This window comes from Ferruginibacter sp. (assembly GCF_031391665.1).
In the GTDB taxonomy this organism is placed as follows: Bacteria; Bacteroidota; Bacteroidia; order Chitinophagales; family Chitinophagaceae; genus Ferruginibacter.
Genome location: NZ_JANMUN010000070.1, coordinates 1 through 21,636, shown reverse-complemented (window position 1 = coordinate 21,636; position 21,636 = coordinate 1). Strand labels below are relative to the sequence as shown.

Genomic DNA, 21,636 nt, shown 5'->3' with positions numbered 1-21,636 from the left:
TTTTTATTAGGGCAGAAGATTTATAAAAAATTACAGTTTTAAAAATTGCTTAGTAATCACTTTTCCAGATTGGTATTTAACGGAGAGCTGATACACTCCTTTTGCAAGCTTTTCAACGCCATCAACAGTAAAAGAATTATTACCATTAGATAATTGTACTGTTTGCAAAATTACCTGTGCGCCTGCTGCATCTATAACGGCAACAGTTGCTTTATCAGTTGTATAGTTTACAACATTTACAAATAAATTTGCAGTAACCGGGTTTGGATATAGCAGGAGCGATGCAGTTTTATTATTTCTTTTAACTGATATTATTTTACTGTAATAAAAATTACCGTTTGTATCATACTGTTTAATTCTGTAGTAAAATCTTTCAGCAGTTATTAATGCAACATTATCTGTTATTGAATAAGATTTGATGTTAGCGCTATTACTATTGCTTTGCAATTCATTTACTTTAAAATAATTTACACCATCTGAACTTCTTTCTATTTCGTACCTGTTTACATTTACTTCGTTTTCAACTGTCCATTTTAAGTTGATGCTGTTGTTGTTTTCAACTGCATCAAAACTAATAAAACGTGTAGGTAATAAAGAACTGGCAATATAAATGCCTGTTACAGCAACTAAATCAATTCCTCCAGGTCCGCCGGTGTTAACTGGAAAAAAAGTAGTATTGGTAAAGTCAACAAGATTGGCAGGAGTTGCACCAACCGGCAGATCGTTTGCAAAAAGAGAGTAACCATAAATAGGAGTGTTAGCCGCAACACCAAGATCTTGTAGCGATACAATCAGGCCACCACGGTTTTGGGTACCCGTTCCTGCATCTAACAAATTGGCTGGCACCTGTCCTTTTAAAATTCTGTAAGTAACATTAGGGCCAGGCTCGCCATAATTTGCTGCCACTACCCTTACAATATTGCTGTATGCACTTGGGTTACCTAACCCATCTACTGCAGTTATTGCAGCTATACAAAATGGGTCGTGTGCTGCTGCAGCACCACGTTCAAATACCGCAAAGCCAACCAAAGAGGGATTGGGTGTAGAATAACTGCTGGATAAAATCCAGTCTAACCTTTCTATATTATTGCTGTTGGCAGATGTGTTATCAAAAAAATTATCAGTGCCTTTATTATAAGTACGGTTGTTAAAAAATGGCTCCATATCATTTTGATATTCCGGAAACATATTAAAAGTTGTGGCAACGTTCACCACTTCTGCCCATACTAAAGAAAAATTACCTGTTGTAAGTGCATTATTTACCCTCCTTAATTTTACGGTGCCTGTTAAAAAACTGGCGTAAGAGTAGGGCACTCCTGCAGTAAAACCACCAACTGACACTACTGAGTTATTGGGTGTAAGACCCCAGTTGTAGGTATTTGCTCCGCCTACATAACTAAAATTTGTTGCGGCTGCAGCAGTGGTTGAACTTACCGCAGTAATAGCTGTTTGAGAATTTGCTCTAATGCAAAAAAACAGTAACGCTACAATTGTAAAAATAGATTTCATATTATTTGAACTTTTTTTTAATGAAAAGAATACAGAAGAAATTGGGTTTAAATTAAACAACAATTTTTAAAAACATATTGCTTTATATTTTTCTTTTTTTTACTATTTTGTATTTTGCAATATTATCCTACAAAAAAATAGAATTACTACTACTACTGCCTTTGTCCTCAGTTAAAAATTTAACCTGGTTAGTTTTAGTAAGATGCCTGCAGTGGCATTTGGGTTGCTTTCTTAAAAAATAAAAAGAAATAAATGTTTTAGTAAGCTCTTCCGATGGTATCGCAAACAGCTTTTAATAAGGAGTTATTATCATGTGCATCATGGCTTTTTTCCCACAGCATTATACCATTGGCAGTTTGTTTGGCCAGCATAGCTTTCTTTTTTACAGTAGCCATACCATTATAATAAATGGTGTAATTAGTAAAGCCACCATTGGTAACAATTGCAGAATCGGATTGTGGGTTAGCACCTCTTGATAAAATATCGCTGTAGCTTAGTATCGTATTGGTTTGTGTGATGCCGCTTGGCCTGCCATAACCTGCAATGCCTAACACGGCTTTTGCCGCAGGCATTCCTCTTGTAGTTAACCAGTAGTTTAAACTTACTGTTGCCAAAGTATAATCGCAATGTTGTTTGTATGGAGCAGTGGTACTAAAATCATCGTAGCTCATAATATTAAACCAATCTACATAATTACCCTGCCACAATTCACTTTTAATGGCATCACGAATACCCCCTGCATATTTTCCTGCGGTAATGGCTGCGGTTAAATAATATTTACTTCCGGTATGGCAACTGTCACTTAACTGTTTCATTAAAGCAGTATAAGTTAAATCGGTACCATCGGTGGTGGAAGGAAATTCCCAATCCATATCCACACCATCCAGCCCATAAGTTCTTACTAAATTCATGGTTTGGTTAATTAAAGAAGTTCTGCCGGTTGCAGCAGATGCCAACGTTTTAAAATCTGCAGCGGCACCGTTAATGCTTAAAAATATTTTTGCGTTATTGGCTTTGGCTTTTGTTTTTACTTCAAGCAAATGACTGCTGCTGCCCAATACCAAACTGCCTGTGCTGTTAACAGTAGCAAAAGCATAATTAATAACGTTGCACATCCTGAATTTAATATCAGGCACAGCCGCTACCGTTCTGTAAGATGGAAAATATCCCACTACATAAAAACCAAATGCCGGTGGCGGAGCAATAACAGTATTAACAGGAGGAGGTGTTGGGGTTGTATCAGATTTTTTACAGGAGTAGGCAAATGTAATTAACATACTTGCAAAAAAAAGATAGCGCAATTGTTTGGTCATAGTTTTAGAATAAGGCTATGAAGATAATAAAAAAAATAAAAGCCATCGCTGAATTCATTCTAATGTCCGGGATTGAAATTTTAAGCAACTTTTTATTTTATCTTAGTAATTTGCATTGTGGTTAAACGCATTTACGCTTTATTGCAAAAAGATGTACTGCTCGAGTTCAGGCAGAAGCATACTTTTTACGGTATAATTTTATACATCGCTTCAACAGTCTTTGTAATTTATTTATCTTTTCCTGATAAACCGGATGGCGCTACCTGGAACAGTTTGTTCTGGATAATTCAGTTATTTATTTGTGTAAATGCTGTAGCTAAAAGTTTTTTACAGGAAGGCAAAGGAAGGATGCTGTATTTTTATTCTATAGCATCGCCGGTGGAATTTATCATCAGCAAAATTATTTATAATGTTTTATTAATGGTGCTGATGAGCAGTATCAGTTTAGCATTATTCTTTTTCTTTTTAACCAACCCCGTAAATAATACGTTGCAATTTACCGGCATTGTAATTTTAGGCGGCATAAGTATTAGTTTAGTTTTTACATTAATGAGTGCCATTGCAGCAAAGGCACAGCAGAATGCCGCATTAATTGCCATTATGGGTTTCCCTATTATTTTGCCGCAATTATTAATGCTGATGAAATTAAGTAAAGTGGCTTTTGCAGAAGTTTTCAGGGAGGGGGCTGTTATGCAGTTAAGCGCTTTAATAATTGGGTTAGATGTGCTGGTAATTGCAATGGCAGTAGTGCTTTTTCCGTACTTGTGGAAGGATTAGAGCAAAAATCTCTAAGGTTAATGCAGATATTTTAAATGTACATACTTTTTTGATAAATAAATACAACTTAACCAACGGAGATAAAATCCAAAAAACTCCAAACTGAAAACTCCAAACTGAAAACTCTACCCTATCTTTGCGCCACTAAAAAATAATCTTCCTTTTGAAGAAAAGTTGGTGGAAAATATTATCCTTTGCTTTATTGATCTACACTGTAGTTGCAGGTTTTTTAGTCAGCGTTCCCGATCTGCCCATTATTCATCAGTCTATCCGCAATTTATATTTTCATGTGTGCATGTGGTTTGCCATGATGATACTGTTTATCATCAGTTTTGTGTACAGTATTAAATATTTAAGTAACTCCAATTACCGCAACGATATTTTTGCCCGGCACTTTGCAGCCGTGGGTGCTTTTATGGGCATACTGGGTTATGCCACCGGCGCTATTTGGGCAAACTATACCTGGCTAACCGATCAAAACCAAAGCCTGGGCAGTGTATTAAAAGAACCCAAATTGCTTGGTGCCGCTATTGCATTATTAATTTATGGAGCTTACTTTGTGTTAAGAGGAAGTTTTACTGATATGGATAAAAGAGCAAGGGTAAGTGCAGTGTATAATATTTTTGCTTTTGTAATGCTCTTCCCCAGTATTTGGATTATACCAAGAATGGTGGGAAGTTTACATCCCGGGGCACCAGGCAGCGACAGTGGCAACCCGGCATTAAATGCACAAAATGATTTGGATGCAGGCATGCGCATGATTTTTTACCCTGCAGTTATTGGCTGGACTTTATTGGGTGTGTGGATTACCACTTTAAAAATACGCATACAATTATTAAAAGATAAATCATTGCTGAATGAAATATAATCATTGGTCATTAGGCCTTAGAAAAATGTTGCTGGTATTTATTTTTTTATTCAGCAGCATCATTTCATTTGCACAAAACAATTCTACATCAGAAGAACTGATGCGTAGCAACGGAAAAATTTATGTAGTGGTAGCAGTTTGCTTAACTATATTAACCGGCTTATTCATTTATGTTTTTTTAATAGATAGAAAAATAAGTAAAATTGAAAAAGAAAACTGATTTATCAAGTATAGATTTTTTTGATTTTAAAAGATATGCTCCCCTTCAGGGGATGGGGGCAAAAGATAATTAAACTGACTTGCCAGCCAGTTTATAAAAATAAAAAATTTAAAACAACGATTGCAAAAATTAAACTAAACATTTTATGTCAGCAGAAACGCACTACAGTTTTTTTCAGAGCGTAGAAAAAAGCTTTGATAAAGCAGCAAAATTCACTACCTGGGATGCAGGATTGTTAGAACAGATCAAACAATGTAATTCTGTATTAAGAATGCATTTTCCTGTAAAAGTTAATGATAAGATAGAAGTAATAAAAGCTTACCGTGTACAGCACAGTCACCACAAAGCACCCTGCAAAGGCGGTATCCGCTACAGCCCCGAAGTAAATTTGGATGAAGTAATGGCGCTTGCCGCATTGATGACTTTTAAATGTGCGATTGTAAACGTTCCGTTTGGCGGGGCGAAAGGCGGTATTACTATCGACCCTAAAAAATACAGCGTGTATGATTTGGAAAAAATTACCCGCCGCTATACAGCAGAGTTAGTAAAGAAAAATTTTATTGGCCCCGGCATTGATGTACCTGCACCCGATTATGGAACAGGAGAAAGAGAGATGGCTTGGATAGTTGATACTTACACTTCTTTAAAACCCGGCGAAATTGATGCAGCCGGTTGTGTTACCGGTAAACCTGTTACCCAAGGCGGTGTACGTGGCCGTAAGGAAGCAACTGGTCTTGGCGTTTTCTTTGGAATACGTGAAGTATGCAACATGGAAGACCAAATGAAAAAATTAGGTTTATCTGTAGGCATTGAAGGAAAAAAAGTAGTGGTGCAGGGTTTGGGTAATGTGGGTTATCACAGCGCAAAATTTTTTAGAGAAGCAGGCGCAAAAGTAATTGCACTGGCAGAATATGAAGGTGCTATTATGAATGCTGATGGATTGAATGAAGAAGAAGTTTTTCAGCACCGTAAAAAAACGGGTTCTATTTTAAATTTTCCCGGCGCAACCAACCTTGCAAAAAATACAGATGCATTGGAACTGGAATGCGATATTTTAATTCCGGCTGCATTAGAAAATGTTATCAATGGCGAAAATGCACCAAGGGTAAAAGCAAAAATTATTGGTGAAGCGGCTAATGGGCCCTGTACGCCTGAGGCTGATGAAGAATTTACAAGGCGTGGGCTTTTATGCGTACCGGATATGTATTTAAATGCAGGTGGCGTTACCGTTAGTTATTTTGAATGGTTGAAAAATTTAAGCCATGTGCGTTATGGCCGTTTGGAAAAACGCTTTGCCGAAAATTTAAATGGTCATATACTTGGGCAAATTGAAGAACTGAGTGGTAAAAAAGTAAGCCAGAAAGAAAGGGATTTTATTATGCATGGCCCCGAAGAACAGGATTTGGTACACAGCGGCCTGGAAGAAACCATGATTACTGCAACTAGAGAAATTATGCAGATTTGGAAAGATAACCCCACCATACCTGACATGCGTACGGCAGCTTATGTAAGTGCCATTAATAAAGTAGCCAACAGTTATAATGAGTTAGGCATATTTCCATAAAAATTTAAAATGATTTATAAAAAATCCTGGGTTTTTACCGGGATTTTTTTTGCTTTGCCTTGGTTCCTGTCTCACGAACCAAACTGCAATGCTGCGGCCGGGGTCTCACGAATCACCCTCCACGATCAGGCAAAAACAGGTTCGTGAGACACGAACCAAGGCGTTGCTTTATTTTTCCACCTCAATTTTCATTTATCTTTTTTTAAAAAGATTGCAATAGATTTGTTTAGATTTAAAAACTGAAAAAAATACCTCAAAAAAAAAATATGAAAAATAAATTTTTAATGCTTTTTACTGCAGCAATATTTTGTACCTGTTTTTCTTTTGCTCAGCAAGGCGACCCTAAACTTACCGAAGTATGGAGCCCCGAACCTGTAAAAGTACAACCCGGAAAAACCAACAGCGATGCGCCATCGGATGCTATCATTTTATTTGATGGTAAAAATTTAGATGAATGGGTTTCTACAAAAGACAGTACAAAACCTGCTATGTGGACCGTAGCCAAAAAAGCCATCACTGTAAAAAAAGGAACCGGTAATATTCAAACTAAAAAATCTTTTACCGATTACCAGTTGCATATTGAGTGGCGCATACCTGCAAACATTACCGGCAGCGGACAGGCACGTGGCAACAGCGGTGTTTTTTTAGCGGCTACAGGCCCAGGTGATGAAGGCTACGAAATACAGGTACTGGATAATTATGATAATAAAACTTATGTAAACGGACAGGCAGCCAGTATTTACAAACAAGCTGTTCCTTTGGCCAATGCCTGCAAAAAGCCCGGCGAATGGCAATCGTATGATATTGTGTGGACGGCCCCAAGATTTAATGAAGACGGCACCATAAAAACCAACGGCCGCATTACAGCTTTGCAAAATGGTGTGCTGGTACAAAATAATGTAGAAGTAAAAGGCGTAACCGTTTACATTGGCAAACCTTATTATAAAAAACATGGCGCCGCACCAATAAAATTACAAGATCATGGCGACCCGAGTGAGCCGATTAGTTATAGAAATATTTGGGTGAGGGAGTTGTGAGGAGAAAAACTTTAATTTCTTTGGTCTTGATATGAGAGACAACAATCATTCTGACGAACATTTTGTTTGTAAAATACGAAGACTTTAGTGTAAGTTGAAGCATAAGCCGCTGGTTGAAAACCAAGCAGAGGCGAGGATTGGGTACTGCGAACGAAACGATGGTACCCAAGGAGGAGTGAATTGTATATTAATGTGTCCAAATCATTGCTTGTGGGTTTATTTCCCAATGATATTTTTGAGCTTCACCAAATGATGCAAAGTCCATTTTTTGTCCAAGTATAATCTCTTTATATGCTTGGAACATTTGTCTTGCTGCAATCATTGGCTGCATTCGTCCTACTCCTGTACAAAGTCCTGGAACCGCAACAGAAGAAATTCTATTATCACTTTTTGCTTTGATTAAAATTGCTTTCATTGCTAAGTAAGCATTTATAGAAGTATCAATATTGAAGTTTGTAGGAATACGCATTGTCGGTGCAGAAATTAGAAAAGGAATTATTTTGTCTCCTGTCTCTAAAAGCAAAGCTTGTCCAACTAAAAGCTCACCTTCTGGGAGTTCTTTAATTATTTTTTGTAGTTTCTTTTCTAAGTCCCAACCAAACCTTTCTGATAAAGCATAATCAAGTCCACCATCCATAAAACCAAATGAATTGGCAGGACTAACAATAGCATTACACTCAATTTTTGTAATGTCGCTTTCAACAACTGATACATTTTCTTCATTGCTAAAGAACTCTGTCCAAGCATCAAGAAGTTTTGGTGCTAATCCTGTCAATATAATTTTCATACTTAAATGGTCTTTCTAAAGTAGCGCCCAACATATGTATTTACGCTAAAATACGCTACTTTTTTACTTAAAACAATTTGTATGCAAACTCTTCAACACATTGTTTTACAAAAAATATTCTACCACAATGCATTAGTGCAAATACATATTGTCTTCAAAAATTAAAATACACCCAATAAAAAAATCCCGGTAATTAACCAGGAATTTTCTATTCATTTTTTTACAACTTCTTAATCTTTATATTCCTGTACCAAACCATATTGCCATGATCCTGTAAAGCAATACGCCCTTTTTTAATTGTACCAAAGTCGGGCATGTCTTTAAACTTGCTGCCGGCAATCATTTTTTTCCAGCTATCATCCCACATAGTAGTGCTAACAACATTGGTGCCGTTTAAATACAGGTCTAATTTGCCGTTGTTGCATTTTATTTCTGCTTCATTCCATTCGCCAACTGGTTTTACAGTTATAGTACTGCAACTAATTAAATCGTACAGGTCACCGGCTTTATGTTTAATTATTTTCCCATCAGGGTGCCCTTCATTGTCCACCACCTGCATTTCGGGGCCGGTTTGCCAGCAGTATTTATATTTAACGGTGTCTTCGTTAATATAAAAAATTATACCACTGTTACCCTTGGCCGCAATTTTCCATTCTAATTTTAAATGAAAGTTATCGTATTCATCGGCAGTGCAAATATCGCCCCCGGTAGTTTGCCAGCCTTCTTTTTTTGTGGTGTCTAAATACAAAGCGCCATCGGCAACTTTCCATGCATCACCGGCTGTGGTTTTACCGTAACTGTGCCAGCCTGCAGTTGTTTTACCATCAAATAAAGAAACCCAGCCACTGTCATTATCAGTTGTTTTCATTTCTGTAGAGGTTGTAGCGTTACTTTCGGTTTTAGCATCGGTGTTATTGTTGCAGGCTATTAAAATTGAAAGTGCGGCAACAGAAACGATAAATTTATTTTTCATCAGTATAATTTAAAATGTAAGAAAATGGTTTAGCTAAATTTATTTTTCATCTTTCAACAGCATAATATATTTTGCCATAGCTACTGCATCTTCTTTTGATAAACTGCTGTGTGCCGCCATGGGTACCGATCCCCAAACACCCGATCCGCCATTTTGAATTTTTTCTGCCAGTAAATTAATATTGGCTTCTGTATTTTCATACTTCTGTCCAATTAGTTTATAAGCAGGCCCTATCGATACCTCACTTATTTTATGGCATCCCCAGCAATCTGATTGGGTGGTTAGAGCCAATCCTTTTTCATAATCAGGATTGTCTGCCACAGATTTTGTTTCACCGGTTTTTTCACTGCTGCTGCCTCCGCTGTTGCATGCAAAACAAAAAACAGCCAGTGTAATAATTAAAATGTTTTTTTTCATCTTTATTTTTTTATTTATTGTAATCCTAAAATAGTTTTATTAAAATCAGCGTTGTTACCCGTTTCTGCAAAATCATCAAATGCTTTTTCTGTAACTCTTATAATATGGTCTTTTATAAATTGAGCACCTTCCTTTGCACCATCTTCAGGATGTTTAATGCAGCATTCCCATTCCATTACTGCCCATCCTTTGTAACCGTATTGCGTTAATTTGCTAAAGATAGTTTTAAAATCAATTTGTCCATCACCGGGGCTGCGGTATCTTCCGGCACGATTAAGCCAGCTTTGGTAGCCGCCAAAAGTGCCCTGCTTTCCGGTGGCATTAAATTCTGCATCTTTTACATGAAAAGCCCTGATTCTTTCGTGATAAAAATCAATGTACTGTTTATAATCCAACTGCTGCAATACAAAATGTGAGGGATCGTACAACAAACAGGCCCTGGCATGATTGTTTACTTTTTCTAAAAACATTTCGTAAGTAATGCCATCAAAAAGATCTTCGCCGGGATGTATTTCGTAACAAACATCTACACCGCATTCTTCAAAATAATTTAAAATGGGCATCCAGCGTTTGGCTAATTCTGTAAAGCCATCCTCCACCAAACCGGCAGGGCGCTGCGGCCACGGATGAAAAGTATGCCACAGCAAAGAACCACTGAAAGTAGCGTGGGCATTCAATCCTAAATTTTGCGAAGCCTTGGCACCATATTTTAATTGTTGCACAGCCCATGCAGTTCTGGCTGCATAATTACCATGTAATTCTTTTGGTGCAAAGCCATCAAACAAGGTATCGTAAGCCGGGTTTACTGCAACCAATTGCCCCTGCAAATGTGTACTCAGTTCTGTAATTTCTAAGCCGCATTCGTTTACCAATCCTTTTATTTCGTTTGCATAAGTTTTACTTTCGGCAGCTTTTTGTAAATCAATGCACCTTGCATCCCATGTAGGAATTTGTACTCCCACAAAACCTAAACTTTTTGCCCAGGTACAAATGTTTTTTAAAGTATTGAATGGCGGCTTATCATCCAGAAATTGTGCTAAGAAAATGGCGGGGCCTTTTATTGTTTGCATATATTTTGTTTAATCCACGCTGTGGTTTATTTTTTTAATTGGCACGCAGGGAGGCAGAGGGCGCTGAAGTTTTTATTAAATATTTCTCTGCAATCTCTGCCTCTCAGCGTGCCAAAATTCAAGGCTCTGCATAACCATTCGCAATTCTCTTAATGCCCTCTCTTAAAACTTCTACATTAAAATTTATCAGTAATCCTATGGTAATATTCGTAAGTCGCAAATAAGTTTTAAATATTTTATACGCCACTGGCGGAACTGTTTCCTGCGATTTTAATTCTACCAATACTTTTTCTTCCACCATCAAATCGTACCGCAAATCTATATTCATTTTCACATCTTCGTAAATAAAAACAATGGGTTGTTGTCTGTTTACTTTTAACCCACGCTTTGTTAATCTGTAAAATAATAATTCTTCATAAACAGATTCTAATAAACCAGGCCCAACATCTCTGTGAATTCTTATTGATTCCTCAATTATAATTCCTGTAATATCATTTATCTCCATAAAATTAATTTTCTTATCTGCGTCCTCTGCCCCTCAGCGTGCCATCCCTCTGCCTGCTCTACACCACAAATTCTTTTCTGCGTCCTCTGCCCTCAGCGTGCCATTCCTCTGCTTCCTCTACACCACAAATTCCCTCCACTTCTCCTCACTCTCCGATGATGCTACCACATTATCCACAAACGCCATTCCCCGTATCCCTTCTTCCACTCCCGGAAAATCCAACCATTCTTCTTTTGGTTTTTCTCCATCAATTTTTGCTCTTACAGTTAATGCAAAGTTGCGGTATAAATTTCCAAAGGCTTCTAAATATCCTTCGGGGTGGCCAGCAGGAATTCGGGTGTTGTGTGCCGCAAAAGAAGAATTGTATGCGCCGCCAGTTCTGTAAATTTCAGTAGGTTTATCCAGCCATTTTACCAATAATGTATTGGCATCTTCCTGTTTCCATTCCAGTCCGCCTTTTTCGCAATACACTCTTATCTTAACATTATTTTCTTCGCCTGCGGCAATTTGTGTAGCCATTAAAACTCCGGTAGCACCATTGTTAAATTTTAAAAATGCAGCACCATCATCATCCAGCATCCGGCCTTCTACAACAATGTTTAAGTTGGAACAAATTTTTGTTACCTGCAAACCGGTAACATATTCTGCCATGTTAAAAGCATGTGTTCCAATATCACCCATGCAACCAGCTTTGCCGCTTTTTTTAGGATCGGTGCGCCAGCTGGCCTGTGCCTGTCCCGTACTTTCTAATAAAGTACTTAACCATCCCTGCGGATATTCCACAAAAACTTTTCTTACTTTTCCTAACGAGCCTGCTTTTAATAATTGTTTAGCCTGCTTTATCATTGGGTAACCGGTGTAAGTGTGGCATAATAATAAAGTTAAACCGGTTGCATCCAGCTTTTCTTTTATTTGCTTTGCCTGCTCTAAAGTAAAAGTGATGGGTTTTTCAATTACCACATTAAAACCTTTATCCAATGCCATCATTGCCGGATCGAAGTGTACAAAGTTGGGTGTAACGATAGTTACAAAATCAATTTTTTTATCAGCAGGCATGGCGGCTTCTTTTTCCAGCATCACTTTATAATCGGTATAAATTCTGCTCTCTTCTAAAAACAAAGATTTACCGGAGTCTAAAGCAATTTCCGGATTTACACTTAATGCCCCGGCAACCAATTCCACCTGGCCATCCATATTCATGGCAAGGCGGTGTACTCCACCAATAAAAGCATCTTTGCCGCCACCGATCATTGCCATTCTTAATTTTCTTTGCATAATATTATTTTAAGTTATAGTGATACTATTTTAATGAGGAGGATTTTATTGAAAATTAAAAATAAAAAATTTATTAAAGTTATTGCTATAAATTTTTAAAAATGGCAACCGCAAACGGTTGCGATAAAACATTTTTTTTATTATTTGATTTTTTGATTAGTATAAAAATTATATTTACGAAGTAATTATTTACCGCTTTAAAAATCGATATGCAAGCTATAAACCGAAACAAATTATTTGTTGCCAGCTGTTTGGCTCTATTGGTAACTTCACTATCATTCGGTATTCGTGCCGGTTTACTCGGCACCTGGGGTACACAATTTAATTTAGACAAGTCTGAAATTTCCACTATTACTGCAACTGCCTTTTGGGGTTTTCCTCTTGCTGTAATTATTGGAGGAATGGTTGTTGATATTATTGGGATGAAAAAGTTGCTGGTAATGGCTTTTATCTTTCATCTTTCAGGAATTCTGTTAACTATTTTCGCAGGTAGCTTTGGCAGTCCTTACTGGGCATTATTTATTTCCACATTACTTATTGGTATTGCAAACGGAACAGTGGAAGCCGCCTGTAATCCATTAGTAACTGCATTGTATTCCGATAATAAAACAACCAAATTAAATCACTTTCACTTATGGTTTCCGGGTGGTATAGTAATTGGGTCGTTGATAGTTTATTTTTTAAGCCAACAGGGAATCAATTGGCAGATACAAGTTGCCTTAATGCTGATACCAACTTTTTTATATGGTTGGTTATTTATGAAAGAGCAATTTCCGGTTACCGAAAGAGTAGCAAGCGGAGTTTCAACTGCCAGCATGTATAAAGCATTGGCCAGTCCTCTTTTTATTTTTATGATTGTTTGCATGTTTGGCACTGCAATAACAGAATTATTTACCGGCCAGTGGATTGGAGTTTTATTAAATAATGTTACTCAAAATTCATTACTAATACTGGCAGTATCAACAGGTATAATGGTTATTGGGCGTGCTTTTGCAGGCCCGGTTGTACACAGCCTTGCTCCACAGGGTGTATTACTAATGTCAGCAATATTAGCTACACTTGGCTTATATATATTAGGGCATTCCGGAGGTAATATGGTTTTTGTTGGCGCATTAATTTTTGGTATGGGAGTTTGTTATTTCTGGCCCACTATGCTGGGTTTTGTTGCCGAAAATTTGCCTAAAACCGGTGCGGTAGGATTAAACTTAATGGGTGGCGCAGGTATGTTTGCAGTTTCGGTATATACAATTTTTATGGGAGGGGTGTATGACAATAAAATTGCTGCACATTTACCTGCAGGATCTGATTTAAAATTATACAACAGTCCCGAAGCAACAGAACAAATGAAAGCAGCTTTAGCCGAAGCAAATAAAACAGCAGGCCCCGAAATTATAAATACTACTTTAATTATCCCAGTAATTTTAATAGCAGCATTTGCCGGTTTATATTTTTACATGCGTAGCAAGAAAGTAAGTGCTGCAAATGGGGCATAATTTATAATAACAAATATTTTATAATAATTGATTAAATTTAGAGTGGCATTTTATTAATGAAATCAACTATCCGCATACAGCTATCCGCAATGATGTTCCTGGAATTTTTTATCTGGGGATCCTGGTTTGTTACATTGGGAACCTTTCTATCTACTAATTTAAATGCATCAGGTGGTAAAATAGGCGAAGTATTTTCAACGCAATCATGGGGAGCTATAATTGCGCCGTTTATTATTGGGTTAATTGCAGACAGGTATATTAATGCAGAAAAAATATTGGGCTTTTTACATATTGCCGGTGCGGTGCTGATGTATCAAATGTATAATGCTGCAGATATTTCAGTTTTTTATCCTTATGTTTTGATATATATGATTTTATACATGCCTACGCTGGCATTAGTAAACTCTGTTTCATTCAATCAAATGAAAGATCCTGAAAAAGATTTTTCCAGCATACGTGTTTGGGGCACACTTGGATGGATAATAGCAGGGTTACTTATCAGCTATCTTTTTCATTGGGATAGTGCAGATAATACAGCAAATGGTTTATTGAAAAATACTTTTCTTATGGCTGGCATTGCATCTGCTGTATTGGGTGTATTCAGTTTTACTTTACCAAAAACCCCACCAACAAAAAGCACCGGCGAAAAAGTTAGCATCAGCCAGATAATTGGGTTAGATGCGTTGAAGTTGCTGAAGGATAAAAATTTTGCTGTGTTTTTTATTGCATCAATCCTCATTTGTATTCCTTTAGCATTTTATTATCAAAATGCACATCCGTTTCTTTCTAATATTGGTGTAGAAAACCCAACAGGTAAAATGACGATTGGTCAAATATCCGAAGTGCTTTTCTTATTATTGCTTCCTGTATTTTTTACAAAATTTGGGTTTAAGAAAACAATTTTAGTGGGCATGCTGGCATGGGCATTGCGCTATACTTTATTTGCATATGGCAATGCTGGCGAACTGAGTTTTATGTTAATTATTGGTATTGCATTGCATGGTATTTGCTACGATTTCTTTTTTGTATCAGGCCAAATTTATACCAACTCCAAAGCAGGCGAAAAATATAAAAGTGCAGCGCAGGGTTTAATTACATTGGCCACTTATGGTATTGGTATGTTGATTGGTTTTGCGATAGCGGGTAAAATTACCGATGCGTATAAAATTTCTGAGAAGGTTTTTGATTATAAGATGATCTGGTTAATTCCATCTGCTATTGCGGCAGGCGTATTTTTATTATTTGCTGTTTTTTTTAAAGATGAAAAAAAGAAAAATATTATTTAAATAAATGGAAAATAAATCATCAAGACGAAAATTATTAAAGCAACTGGCTGTTGGCTCTGTTGCAGTTGCCGCCAACCCATTAGCATCGTTAGCAACTAATAATAATGATGAGATGTATAAACTTAAAGGAAACATCAACCACTCCGTTTGCAGGTGGACATACAGTTTTTTACCGCTGGAAGAGTTATGCGTTGTTGCAAAAAAAATTGGATTGAAAGCTATTGATTTAATTGGCCCCAAAGAATGGAATGTTTTAAAAAGCCACGGTCTCGATTCATCTATGTGCAATGGCGCCGAAATTAGTTTAACAGAAGGATGGAATGACAAACAGTATCATTCCACATTAATAAAAAATTATACCGACCATATAAATTTGGTTGCTGATGCCGGTTATAAAAACTTAATTTGCTTTAGCGGCAATAAAAAAGGGATGGATGATGAAACAGGATTGAAAAACTGTGTGGATGGATTAAAACAGATTATGGCTTTGGCAGAAAAACGTGGCGTAATTATCCAGATAGAAGTTTTTAACAGCAAAGTAAACCATCCGGATTACATGGCCGATAATACCAAATGGACGATTGAATTGTGCAAAAGACTGGGCTCAGCCAATTTTAAAATTTTGTACGATATTTATCACATGCAAATAAGTGAAGGGGATATCATTGCCACCATTAAAAAAAATCATGAATACTTTGGTCATTATCATACAGCAGGTGTACCGGGCAGGCACGAGATAGATGAAACACAGGAATTATTTTATCCTGCCATAATAAAAGCAGTGGCAGATACCGGCTTTAAAGGATATTTAGCACAGGAGTTTATGCCAACAGCAACAACAACAGAAGATAAAATAAAAGCATTAAAAAAAGCAGTGAAGCTTTGTGACGTATGAAGGTAAACTACTATAAAAACTAATCAACTATTAAACTAATTAACAAATAAACAATTAAAAATGGCAGACAATACTTACGACGCAATTGTAGTTGGTTCCGGCATCAGTGGTGGATGGGCCGCTAAAGAACTTACCGAAAAAGGGCTTAAAGTTTTAATGCTGGAAAGAGGACCGGATATTGAGCATATAAAAGGTTATGTAAATGCTCAAAAAGAAAGCTGGGAATTTCCTCATCGTGATAGCCGTACACAGCAGATGATAAAAGATTTTCCGGTTATAAAAAGGGATTATCCTTTAAATGAATCTACCATGGGCATGTGGGCAAGTGATAAAGACAATCCTTATGTAGAAACAAAACGTATGGACTGGTTCAGGGGTTATCATGTGGGTGGCCGGTCGCTTATGTGGGGCAGGCAAAGTTACCGCCACAGCAAAATGGATTTTGAAGCCAATGGAAAAGAAGGCATTGCTGTTGACTGGCCAATACGTTACGATGACTTAGCGCCCTGGTACAGCTATGCAGAAAAATTTGCCGGCATACAGGGCAGTAAAGAAGGGTTAGATGTATTGCCCGATGGAGAATTTATGCCGGCAATGGAAATGAATGTGGTAGAAAAAGATATTGCAGGGAAACTTAAAACGCATTATAACGGTAAGCGGCACATGTTTATTGGCCGCAGTGCAAATATTACCGAGCCGCATAACGACAGAACCAATTGCCAGTACCGTGACCGTTGCTGGAGAGGCTGCCCGTTTGGAGCTTACTTCAGTACACAATCTGCAACATTACCTGCTGCAAGAAAAACCGGTAACCTTACGATGGAAGTAAATAAAATTGTTACCAAACTTATTTACGATAAAAATTCAAAAAAGGCAACAGGTGTAGAAGTGATTGATGCAGAAAATAATCAAACATACACTTACAATGCAAAAGTTATTTTTCTTTGTGCATCAAGTTTTAACAGCACCTGGATATTAATGAACAGTGCAACTGATATATGGCCTGATGGTTTAGGCAGCAGCAGCGGCGAATTGGGGCATAATATAATGGATCATCATTTCAGATTGGGTGCAAATGGAAGAGTAGAAGGTTTTGAAGATAAATATATTTACGGCCGCAGGCCAACTGGTATTTATATTCCAAGATTTAGAAATGTAGATGGCGATAAAAGGGATTATCTGCGTGGCTTTGGTTACCAGGGTAGTGCTCACCGTGGTAGAGGAATTGATGTGGCAGAGTTTACACTTGGCGCCGAATTGAAAGATGCATTGTCTGAACCCGGTAATTGGGAAATGGGCATAACAGCCTTTGGAGAAATGCTGCCCTACCACAGTAACAAAATGTCATTAAGCAAAACTAAAAAAGATAAATGGGGTTTAGCCGTGCTTGATTTTGATGTGGAGATAAAAGAGAATGAGAAAAAGATGCGGATAGATATGATGAACGATGCAAAAGAAATGCTGGAAGCAGCAGGATTAAAGGATGTACATACTTATGATGCAGGTTATGCTGTAGGGCAGGGTATTCACGAAATGGGTACAGCACGTATGGGCAGAGATCCTAAAACATCTGTGCTAAACGGCAACAACCAGGTATGGGATGCCATGAATGTATTTGTAACCGATGGCGCCTGCATGACGAGTGCAAGCTCCGTAAACCCATCGCTTACTTACATGGCATTAACTGCAAGGGCAGCAGATTATGCAGTTAAAGAATTGAAGAAAGGAAATATTTAAATCATTTTCACTATTAATTAACCATGGCAGATAATACTTTTGATGCAATTGTAGTGGGCTCCGGCATTAGCGGAGGCTGGGCTGCAAAAGAACTTTGCGAAAAAGGGTTGAAAGTATTATTGCTGGAACGGGGTGGCCCACACGAACATATAAAAGATTATAAAACAGCTGATAAAAATATTTGGGAACTGGAGCATCGTGGCCGTACTACTGCAGATCAAAAAAATAAATATCCTGTAATACACAGGGGCTGGGCTGCACAAGAGGAAGTAATGGATGCCTGGGCTAATGAACAGGACAGTCCTTACACAGAAGTAAAACCTTTTACATGGTGGCGCAGTTACCGTTTTGGTGGCCGCTCGGTTTTATGGGGCAGGCACAGTTACCGCTGGAGCCCAATGGATTTTGAAGCCAATGCAAAAGATGGCATAGCTATTCCATGGCCTTTAAATTACAGCGAAATTGCACCATGGTATGATCATGTAGAAAAGTTTGCTGGCATCAGCGGGTCAAAAGAAGGCATACCCAATTTACCTGACGGACAATTTTTACCACCATTCGATTTAAATATTGTTGAGAAAGATGTGGCGGCAAGAATAAAAGAAAAATTTAAAGGAGAAAGACATTTGATAATTGGAAGAGTTGCAAATTTAACTGCACCGTTGCAGGAAAGAACAAATTGCCAGTACAGAGCCCGTTGCTGGGAAGGTTGTCCGTTCGGCGGTTATTTCAGTACGCAATCCTCTACTTACCCGGCAGCATTAAAAACCGGTAATCTTACAGTGAGGCCATACTCCATCGTTACACAGGTGTTGTACGATAAAGATAAAAAGAAAGCAACTGGTGTTGAAGTACTGGATACAGAAGATAATAAAACGTATGACTTCAATTCAAAAATAGTTTTTCTCTGTGCCTCTGCATTAAACTCTGCATGGATATTAATGCGGTCGGCAACAAATATATGGACAGATGGTTTAGGCAGCAGCAGCGGCGAATTGGGCCATAATATTATGGATCATCATTACAACTTAGGCGCAACAGGAACAATAGAAGGCTTTGAAGATAAATATTATTTCGGCCGCAGGCCAACAGGGTTTTATATTCCACGTTTTGCAAATGTGGGTAATGATAAAAGAGATTATTTACGTGGCTTTGGTTACCAGGGTTCTGCAAGCCGCAGTGGGTGGAGCAGGGAAGTTGCCGAAATGAATATTGGAAAAGATTTGAAGGATGCATTAACCGAACCCGGGCCATGGCAAATGGGAGCTACAGGTTTTGGTGAAATTTTGCCTTATCATGAAAATAAAATAACGCTTGATAAAACTAAAAAAGATAAATGGGGCTTACCCGTTTTATCAATGGATGCAGAGTTAAAAGAAAATGAAATGAAGATGCGGAAAGATATTTTATCAGAGATGGTAGCGATGCTGGAAGCTGGTGGAGCAAAAAATATCAATACTTATGACAGTGGTCATGCAATGGGCCACGGCATTCACGAAATGGGTACAGCACGTATGGGCAGCGATGCAAAAACCTCGGTATTAAATAAAAATAACCAGGTATGGGATGCGCCAAATGTTTTTGTAACAGACGGTGCATTTATGACATCTTCTGCATGTCAAAATCCATCGCTTACTTATATGGCCTTTACTGCAAGGGCAGCTAACTATGCAGTGGAACAATTAAAAAAACAAAATTTATAATACTCCTAAAATAAAAATTATGGAACGCAGGGAACTTTTAAAAATGATTGCCGTATTAACCGGCGGTGTTGTAATCGGTGGCGATGTATTCTTATCGGGATGTACATCTAAAACAGCAGATGCTTCAACTTTTTCTGTTGATAATATTGCATTGCTTGATGAAGTGGGAGAAACAATTATTCCTGCTACAACAACACCTGGTGCAAAAGCTGCCAAGATCGGTGATTTTATGAAAACAATTGTTACTGACTGTTACACCGAAGCCCAGCAAAAAGTTTTTGGGGATGGCCTCGCCGGTTTAAATGCCGCTTGTGAAAAAGCCAACGGTAAATCTTTTATGGACAGCACACCGGAGCAACGTAAATCTTTTTTAATTGCTTTAGAAAAAGAAGCGAAAGATTATAACAGCAAGCGTGACGAAAAAGAAAAAGATGCCAGGGAAAAAGCTAAAAAAGAAATGGATCCCAACTATGTAGGCAGTCCATCACATCATTACACCATGATGAAGCAATTAACTTTGTGGGGATATTTCAGCTCCGAAATTGGAAGTAAGCAGGCTTTGCGCTGGGTACCCATTCCCGGTAAATACGATGGCAACTTGCCTTATAAAAAAGGTGATAAGGCCTGGGCTATTTAAAAATATTTTTTGTTATAAGAAATGCCGTTCAAAAAAGTGAACGGCATTTTTGTTATTTTATTTTAGGATTTAATTTTGTAAAAAAATTTTGCAAATTATCAATGTTGAAGTACAGTAGTACAAAAGCCTCATCAGGGAACAATCCCGAAAAAGGGATGTAATCTTTTTCGGGTGGCTTTTTTGTTTCTTTTTTTTCACAAAAAAAGAAAAGAAAAAAGACTACTGGAATATAAAAGCTATTGCCGCATATTTATGGTCAATAATATTCATTAAAATTTGCATTAATTTTCCTTCAATAATTTATCAATCAGCTCCTCAAATTCTTTTTTATAAATAAGATAATAATTGCCCGTTGCAGGTCCGTTAAAACCTGTATCTAATTTTCTTATCCTACCCATCTTATCAATAATTACAGAAGAAGGAAAAAATTTGATTGGTGTTAGCTCCGGTAACGTTTTTTCAGTACGTAAACTATCGCCAACGCTAACACCGGTATTTAAAATAGTGTACTGCACATTAAATCTCTCCTGAAATTTTTTCAAACTTTTTACAGAGCGTTCCCAATCGGTCGTGTATTCATATGCCAACGCAATAACTTCTACGCCACGATTTTTATTTTTATTGTAGTACTCACTTAAAAATGCAGTTTCATCCATACAGTTGGGGCACCAGCTGCCCATTAATTGTATTACTACTACTTTATTTTTAAATTTATCATCGTTTATGGAAACGGATTTACCTCCCAGGTCTTTAAACGTAAAATGTAATTTCTCTTCACCGGGTTTTACAAACATGGCTACAGATTCTTCCGAAACTTTTGCAGCAGCATTTTTTACTGCCGACCAGTCTTCTTTATAAGTTGCACCCGAAAAAAAAGTACCGCCACTAATTTTTTTATTGCTTTCCACTTTTGCAGTAAATAAAAAAGCATGGCCTCCATCAAAGCAACTGAGTAATAAAGAATCTTTTGTTACAATGCCTTCTAAATAACGGTAGTCGCCGGTGGGGTTTAAAAATGTACCCGTTACTTTATTACCCGTTTGTTTAAATTCTGCAACCGATAATTCGTTGGCCTTTGCGCTGGCAAATATTGCAGCCCATCTTCCCGAAATATTTTTAGTGCTTTTAGTTACTGCATCAAATCTTTTATTACCGGGTATTGCAATAAAAGCCATAGACTGTGTTTTTATACTGCCTCCTTTTAACCAAACACCTGTAATTTTTTTATTGCTGTACACCACCCTGAATTGTGATTCAAAAACCGGCATCTGTACAATTAATGAATCTGCGGCCGCAGTTATATTATCAACCTTTATTTTTTCTGCTGCGTTATAAATATACCAAACGGGTTTACCCTTTTCAGTTTTCCAATCAAACGTAAAAGCAATGGCATTACCATCATTGCGCTGCAACTTTGCACTCCACCAACCCTGTTGGCCAAATATTGCCGGGCTTATGCTTAATAGAATTATTGCCAGTAAAACTTTCATGCTGCAGTTTTATTTAATAAGCAAAGATACCGTTACACCCACCAAATAAAAAAAGGCATTTGTTAAAAATCTACCATTTA

Annotated in this window: 20 protein-coding genes; 11 read left to right on the top strand and 9 right to left on the bottom strand. The window is 37.5% G+C overall.

All coding sequences use genetic code 11. From position 1 onward, the window contains the following. Positions 1–30: 30 nt before the first annotated feature. Positions 31–1,509: a T9SS type A sorting domain-containing protein gene (locus ACY651_RS05430; RefSeq protein WP_462250503.1), complete on the bottom strand. Its 1,479-nt coding sequence runs from the start codon at positions 1,507–1,509 to the stop codon at positions 31–33. A 257-nt stretch (positions 1,510–1,766) separates the two neighbouring features. Further along, on the bottom strand, positions 1,767–2,822 hold the full coding sequence (locus tag ACY651_RS05425) for a glycoside hydrolase family 18 protein (protein ID WP_462250501.1): 1,056 nt from the start codon (positions 2,820–2,822) through the stop codon (positions 1,767–1,769). A gap of 117 nt (positions 2,823–2,939) precedes the next feature. On the opposite strand from ACY651_RS05425, the gene ACY651_RS05420 reads away from it, so the two are divergent. The 5 genes from ACY651_RS05420 to ACY651_RS05400 all read left to right on the top strand — a co-directional run bounded on the left by ACY651_RS05420 (position 2,940) and on the right by ACY651_RS05400 (position 7,288). After that, positions 2,940–3,599, top strand: a complete 660-nt coding sequence (locus ACY651_RS05420; RefSeq protein WP_462250499.1) for a heme exporter protein CcmB — start codon at positions 2,940–2,942, stop codon at positions 3,597–3,599. 163 nt (positions 3,600–3,762) lie between these two features. After that, positions 3,763–4,467: a cytochrome c biogenesis protein CcsA gene (ccsA, locus tag ACY651_RS05415; protein ID WP_462250497.1), complete on the top strand. Its 705-nt coding sequence runs from the start codon at positions 3,763–3,765 to the stop codon at positions 4,465–4,467. Then, positions 4,457–4,687, top strand: coding sequence for a CcmD family protein (locus ACY651_RS05410; protein ID WP_462250495.1), 231 nt, complete (start codon positions 4,457–4,459; stop codon positions 4,685–4,687). Before ccsA ends, ACY651_RS05410 begins: the two co-directional genes overlap by 11 nt. 145 nt (positions 4,688–4,832) lie before the next feature. Then, positions 4,833–6,251 (top strand): Glu/Leu/Phe/Val family dehydrogenase, encoded by a 1,419-nt coding sequence (locus tag ACY651_RS05405; protein ID WP_462250493.1) that lies wholly within the window; start codon positions 4,833–4,835, stop codon positions 6,249–6,251. Positions 6,252–6,517: 266 nt separating this feature from the next. Continuing rightward, on the top strand, positions 6,518–7,288 hold the full coding sequence (locus ACY651_RS05400; RefSeq protein ID WP_462250491.1) for a 3-keto-disaccharide hydrolase: 771 nt from the start codon (positions 6,518–6,520) through the stop codon (positions 7,286–7,288). Between the two features lie 187 nt (positions 7,289–7,475). Here ACY651_RS05400 and ACY651_RS05395 read toward each other — a convergent pair whose 3' ends face one another. The 6 genes from ACY651_RS05395 to ACY651_RS05370 form a co-directional block, all read right to left on the bottom strand. Beyond that, positions 7,476–8,075, bottom strand: coding sequence for a macro domain-containing protein (locus ACY651_RS05395; RefSeq protein ID WP_462250489.1), 600 nt, complete (start codon positions 8,073–8,075; stop codon positions 7,476–7,478). A 220-nt stretch (positions 8,076–8,295) separates the two neighbouring features. Continuing rightward, positions 8,296–9,048 carry a 3-keto-disaccharide hydrolase gene (locus ACY651_RS05390; protein ID WP_462250487.1) on the bottom strand — a complete coding sequence of 251 codons (753 nt, stop codon included), beginning with the start codon at positions 9,046–9,048 and terminating at the stop codon, positions 8,296–8,298. Between the two features lie 39 nt (positions 9,049–9,087). After that, a complete protein-coding gene (locus ACY651_RS05385; protein ID WP_462250485.1) occupies positions 9,088–9,465 on the bottom strand; it encodes a c-type cytochrome in 378 nt (125 codons plus the stop codon). A 14-nt stretch (positions 9,466–9,479) separates the two neighbouring features. Continuing rightward, a complete protein-coding gene (locus tag ACY651_RS05380) occupies positions 9,480–10,535 on the bottom strand; it encodes a sugar phosphate isomerase/epimerase family protein (RefSeq protein ID WP_462250482.1) in 1,056 nt (351 codons plus the stop codon). Positions 10,536–10,653: 118 nt separating this feature from the next. Next, complete coding sequence (locus ACY651_RS05375; protein WP_462250480.1) at positions 10,654–11,040, bottom strand: GxxExxY protein; 387 nt, start codon at positions 11,038–11,040, stop codon at positions 10,654–10,656. A gap of 117 nt (positions 11,041–11,157) precedes the next feature. After that, a complete protein-coding gene (locus ACY651_RS05370; protein ID WP_462250478.1) occupies positions 11,158–12,315 on the bottom strand; it encodes a Gfo/Idh/MocA family protein in 1,158 nt (385 codons plus the stop codon). A 209-nt stretch (positions 12,316–12,524) separates the two neighbouring features. Here ACY651_RS05370 and ACY651_RS05365 point away from each other — a divergent pair, with 209 nt between their 5' ends. Genes ACY651_RS05365 through ACY651_RS05340 form a run of 6 tightly spaced genes read left to right on the top strand, consistent with a single transcriptional unit; the run spans position 12,525 to position 20,066 of the window. Next, on the top strand, positions 12,525–13,808 hold the full coding sequence (locus tag ACY651_RS05365; RefSeq protein ID WP_462250476.1) for an MFS transporter: 1,284 nt from the start codon (positions 12,525–12,527) through the stop codon (positions 13,806–13,808). Between the two features lie 56 nt (positions 13,809–13,864). Next, positions 13,865–15,094, top strand: coding sequence for a nucleoside permease (locus ACY651_RS05360; RefSeq protein ID WP_462250474.1), 1,230 nt, complete (start codon positions 13,865–13,867; stop codon positions 15,092–15,094). Positions 15,095–15,098: 4 nt separating this feature from the next. Continuing rightward, on the top strand, positions 15,099–15,989 hold the full coding sequence (locus ACY651_RS05355; protein WP_462250472.1) for a hydroxypyruvate isomerase family protein: 891 nt from the start codon (positions 15,099–15,101) through the stop codon (positions 15,987–15,989). 60 nt (positions 15,990–16,049) lie between these two features. Next, positions 16,050–17,726 (top strand): GMC oxidoreductase, encoded by a 1,677-nt coding sequence (locus tag ACY651_RS05350; protein ID WP_462250470.1) that lies wholly within the window; start codon positions 16,050–16,052, stop codon positions 17,724–17,726. A 23-nt stretch (positions 17,727–17,749) separates the two neighbouring features. Further along, positions 17,750–19,429 (top strand): GMC oxidoreductase, encoded by a 1,680-nt coding sequence (locus tag ACY651_RS05345; protein ID WP_462250468.1) that lies wholly within the window; start codon positions 17,750–17,752, stop codon positions 19,427–19,429. Positions 19,430–19,448: 19 nt separating this feature from the next. Next, positions 19,449–20,066 carry a gluconate 2-dehydrogenase subunit 3 family protein gene (locus ACY651_RS05340; RefSeq protein ID WP_462250466.1) on the top strand — a complete coding sequence of 206 codons (618 nt, stop codon included), beginning with the start codon at positions 19,449–19,451 and terminating at the stop codon, positions 20,064–20,066. Between the two features lie 281 nt (positions 20,067–20,347). On the opposite strand, the gene ACY651_RS05335 is transcribed toward ACY651_RS05340, so the two are convergent. Then, positions 20,348–21,556 carry a peroxiredoxin family protein gene (locus ACY651_RS05335; protein WP_462250464.1) on the bottom strand — a complete coding sequence of 403 codons (1,209 nt, stop codon included), beginning with the start codon at positions 21,554–21,556 and terminating at the stop codon, positions 20,348–20,350. Positions 21,557–21,636 lie beyond the last annotated feature (80 nt).

Bases quoted from the DNA above. Each gene is read 5' to 3' on its own strand.
- ACY651_RS05345 (WP_462250468.1), top strand. From the start codon at position 17,750: ATGGCAGATAATACTTTTGATGCAATTGTAGTGGGCTCCGGCATTAGC.
- ACY651_RS05385 (WP_462250485.1), bottom strand. From the start codon at position 9,465: ATGAAAAAAAACATTTTAATTATTACACTGGCTGTTTTTTGTTTTGCA.
- ACY651_RS05340 (WP_462250466.1), top strand. From the start codon at position 19,449: ATGGAACGCAGGGAACTTTTAAAAATGATTGCCGTATTAACCGGCGGT.
- ACY651_RS05335 (WP_462250464.1), bottom strand. From the start codon at position 21,556: ATGAAAGTTTTACTGGCAATAATTCTATTAAGCATAAGCCCGGCAATA.
- ACY651_RS05360 (WP_462250474.1), top strand. From the start codon at position 13,865: ATGAAATCAACTATCCGCATACAGCTATCCGCAATGATGTTCCTGGAA.
- ACY651_RS05400 (WP_462250491.1), top strand. From the start codon at position 6,518: ATGAAAAATAAATTTTTAATGCTTTTTACTGCAGCAATATTTTGTACC.
- ACY651_RS05370 (WP_462250478.1), bottom strand. From the start codon at position 12,315: ATGCAAAGAAAATTAAGAATGGCAATGATCGGTGGCGGCAAAGATGCT.
- ACY651_RS05380 (WP_462250482.1), bottom strand. From the start codon at position 10,535: ATGCAAACAATAAAAGGCCCCGCCATTTTCTTAGCACAATTTCTGGAT.
- ACY651_RS05405 (WP_462250493.1), top strand. From the start codon at position 4,833: ATGTCAGCAGAAACGCACTACAGTTTTTTTCAGAGCGTAGAAAAAAGC.
- ACY651_RS05425 (WP_462250501.1), bottom strand. From the start codon at position 2,822: ATGACCAAACAATTGCGCTATCTTTTTTTTGCAAGTATGTTAATTACA.
- ACY651_RS05390 (WP_462250487.1), bottom strand. From the start codon at position 9,048: ATGAAAAATAAATTTATCGTTTCTGTTGCCGCACTTTCAATTTTAATA.
- ACY651_RS05355 (WP_462250472.1), top strand. From the start codon at position 15,099: ATGGAAAATAAATCATCAAGACGAAAATTATTAAAGCAACTGGCTGTT.
- ACY651_RS05410 (WP_462250495.1), top strand. From the start codon at position 4,457: ATGAAATATAATCATTGGTCATTAGGCCTTAGAAAAATGTTGCTGGTA.
- ACY651_RS05375 (WP_462250480.1), bottom strand. From the start codon at position 11,040: ATGGAGATAAATGATATTACAGGAATTATAATTGAGGAATCAATAAGA.
- ACY651_RS05395 (WP_462250489.1), bottom strand. From the start codon at position 8,075: ATGAAAATTATATTGACAGGATTAGCACCAAAACTTCTTGATGCTTGG.
- ACY651_RS05430 (WP_462250503.1), bottom strand. From the start codon at position 1,509: ATGAAATCTATTTTTACAATTGTAGCGTTACTGTTTTTTTGCATTAGA.
- ACY651_RS05365 (WP_462250476.1), top strand. From the start codon at position 12,525: ATGCAAGCTATAAACCGAAACAAATTATTTGTTGCCAGCTGTTTGGCT.
- ACY651_RS05350 (WP_462250470.1), top strand. From the start codon at position 16,050: ATGGCAGACAATACTTACGACGCAATTGTAGTTGGTTCCGGCATCAGT.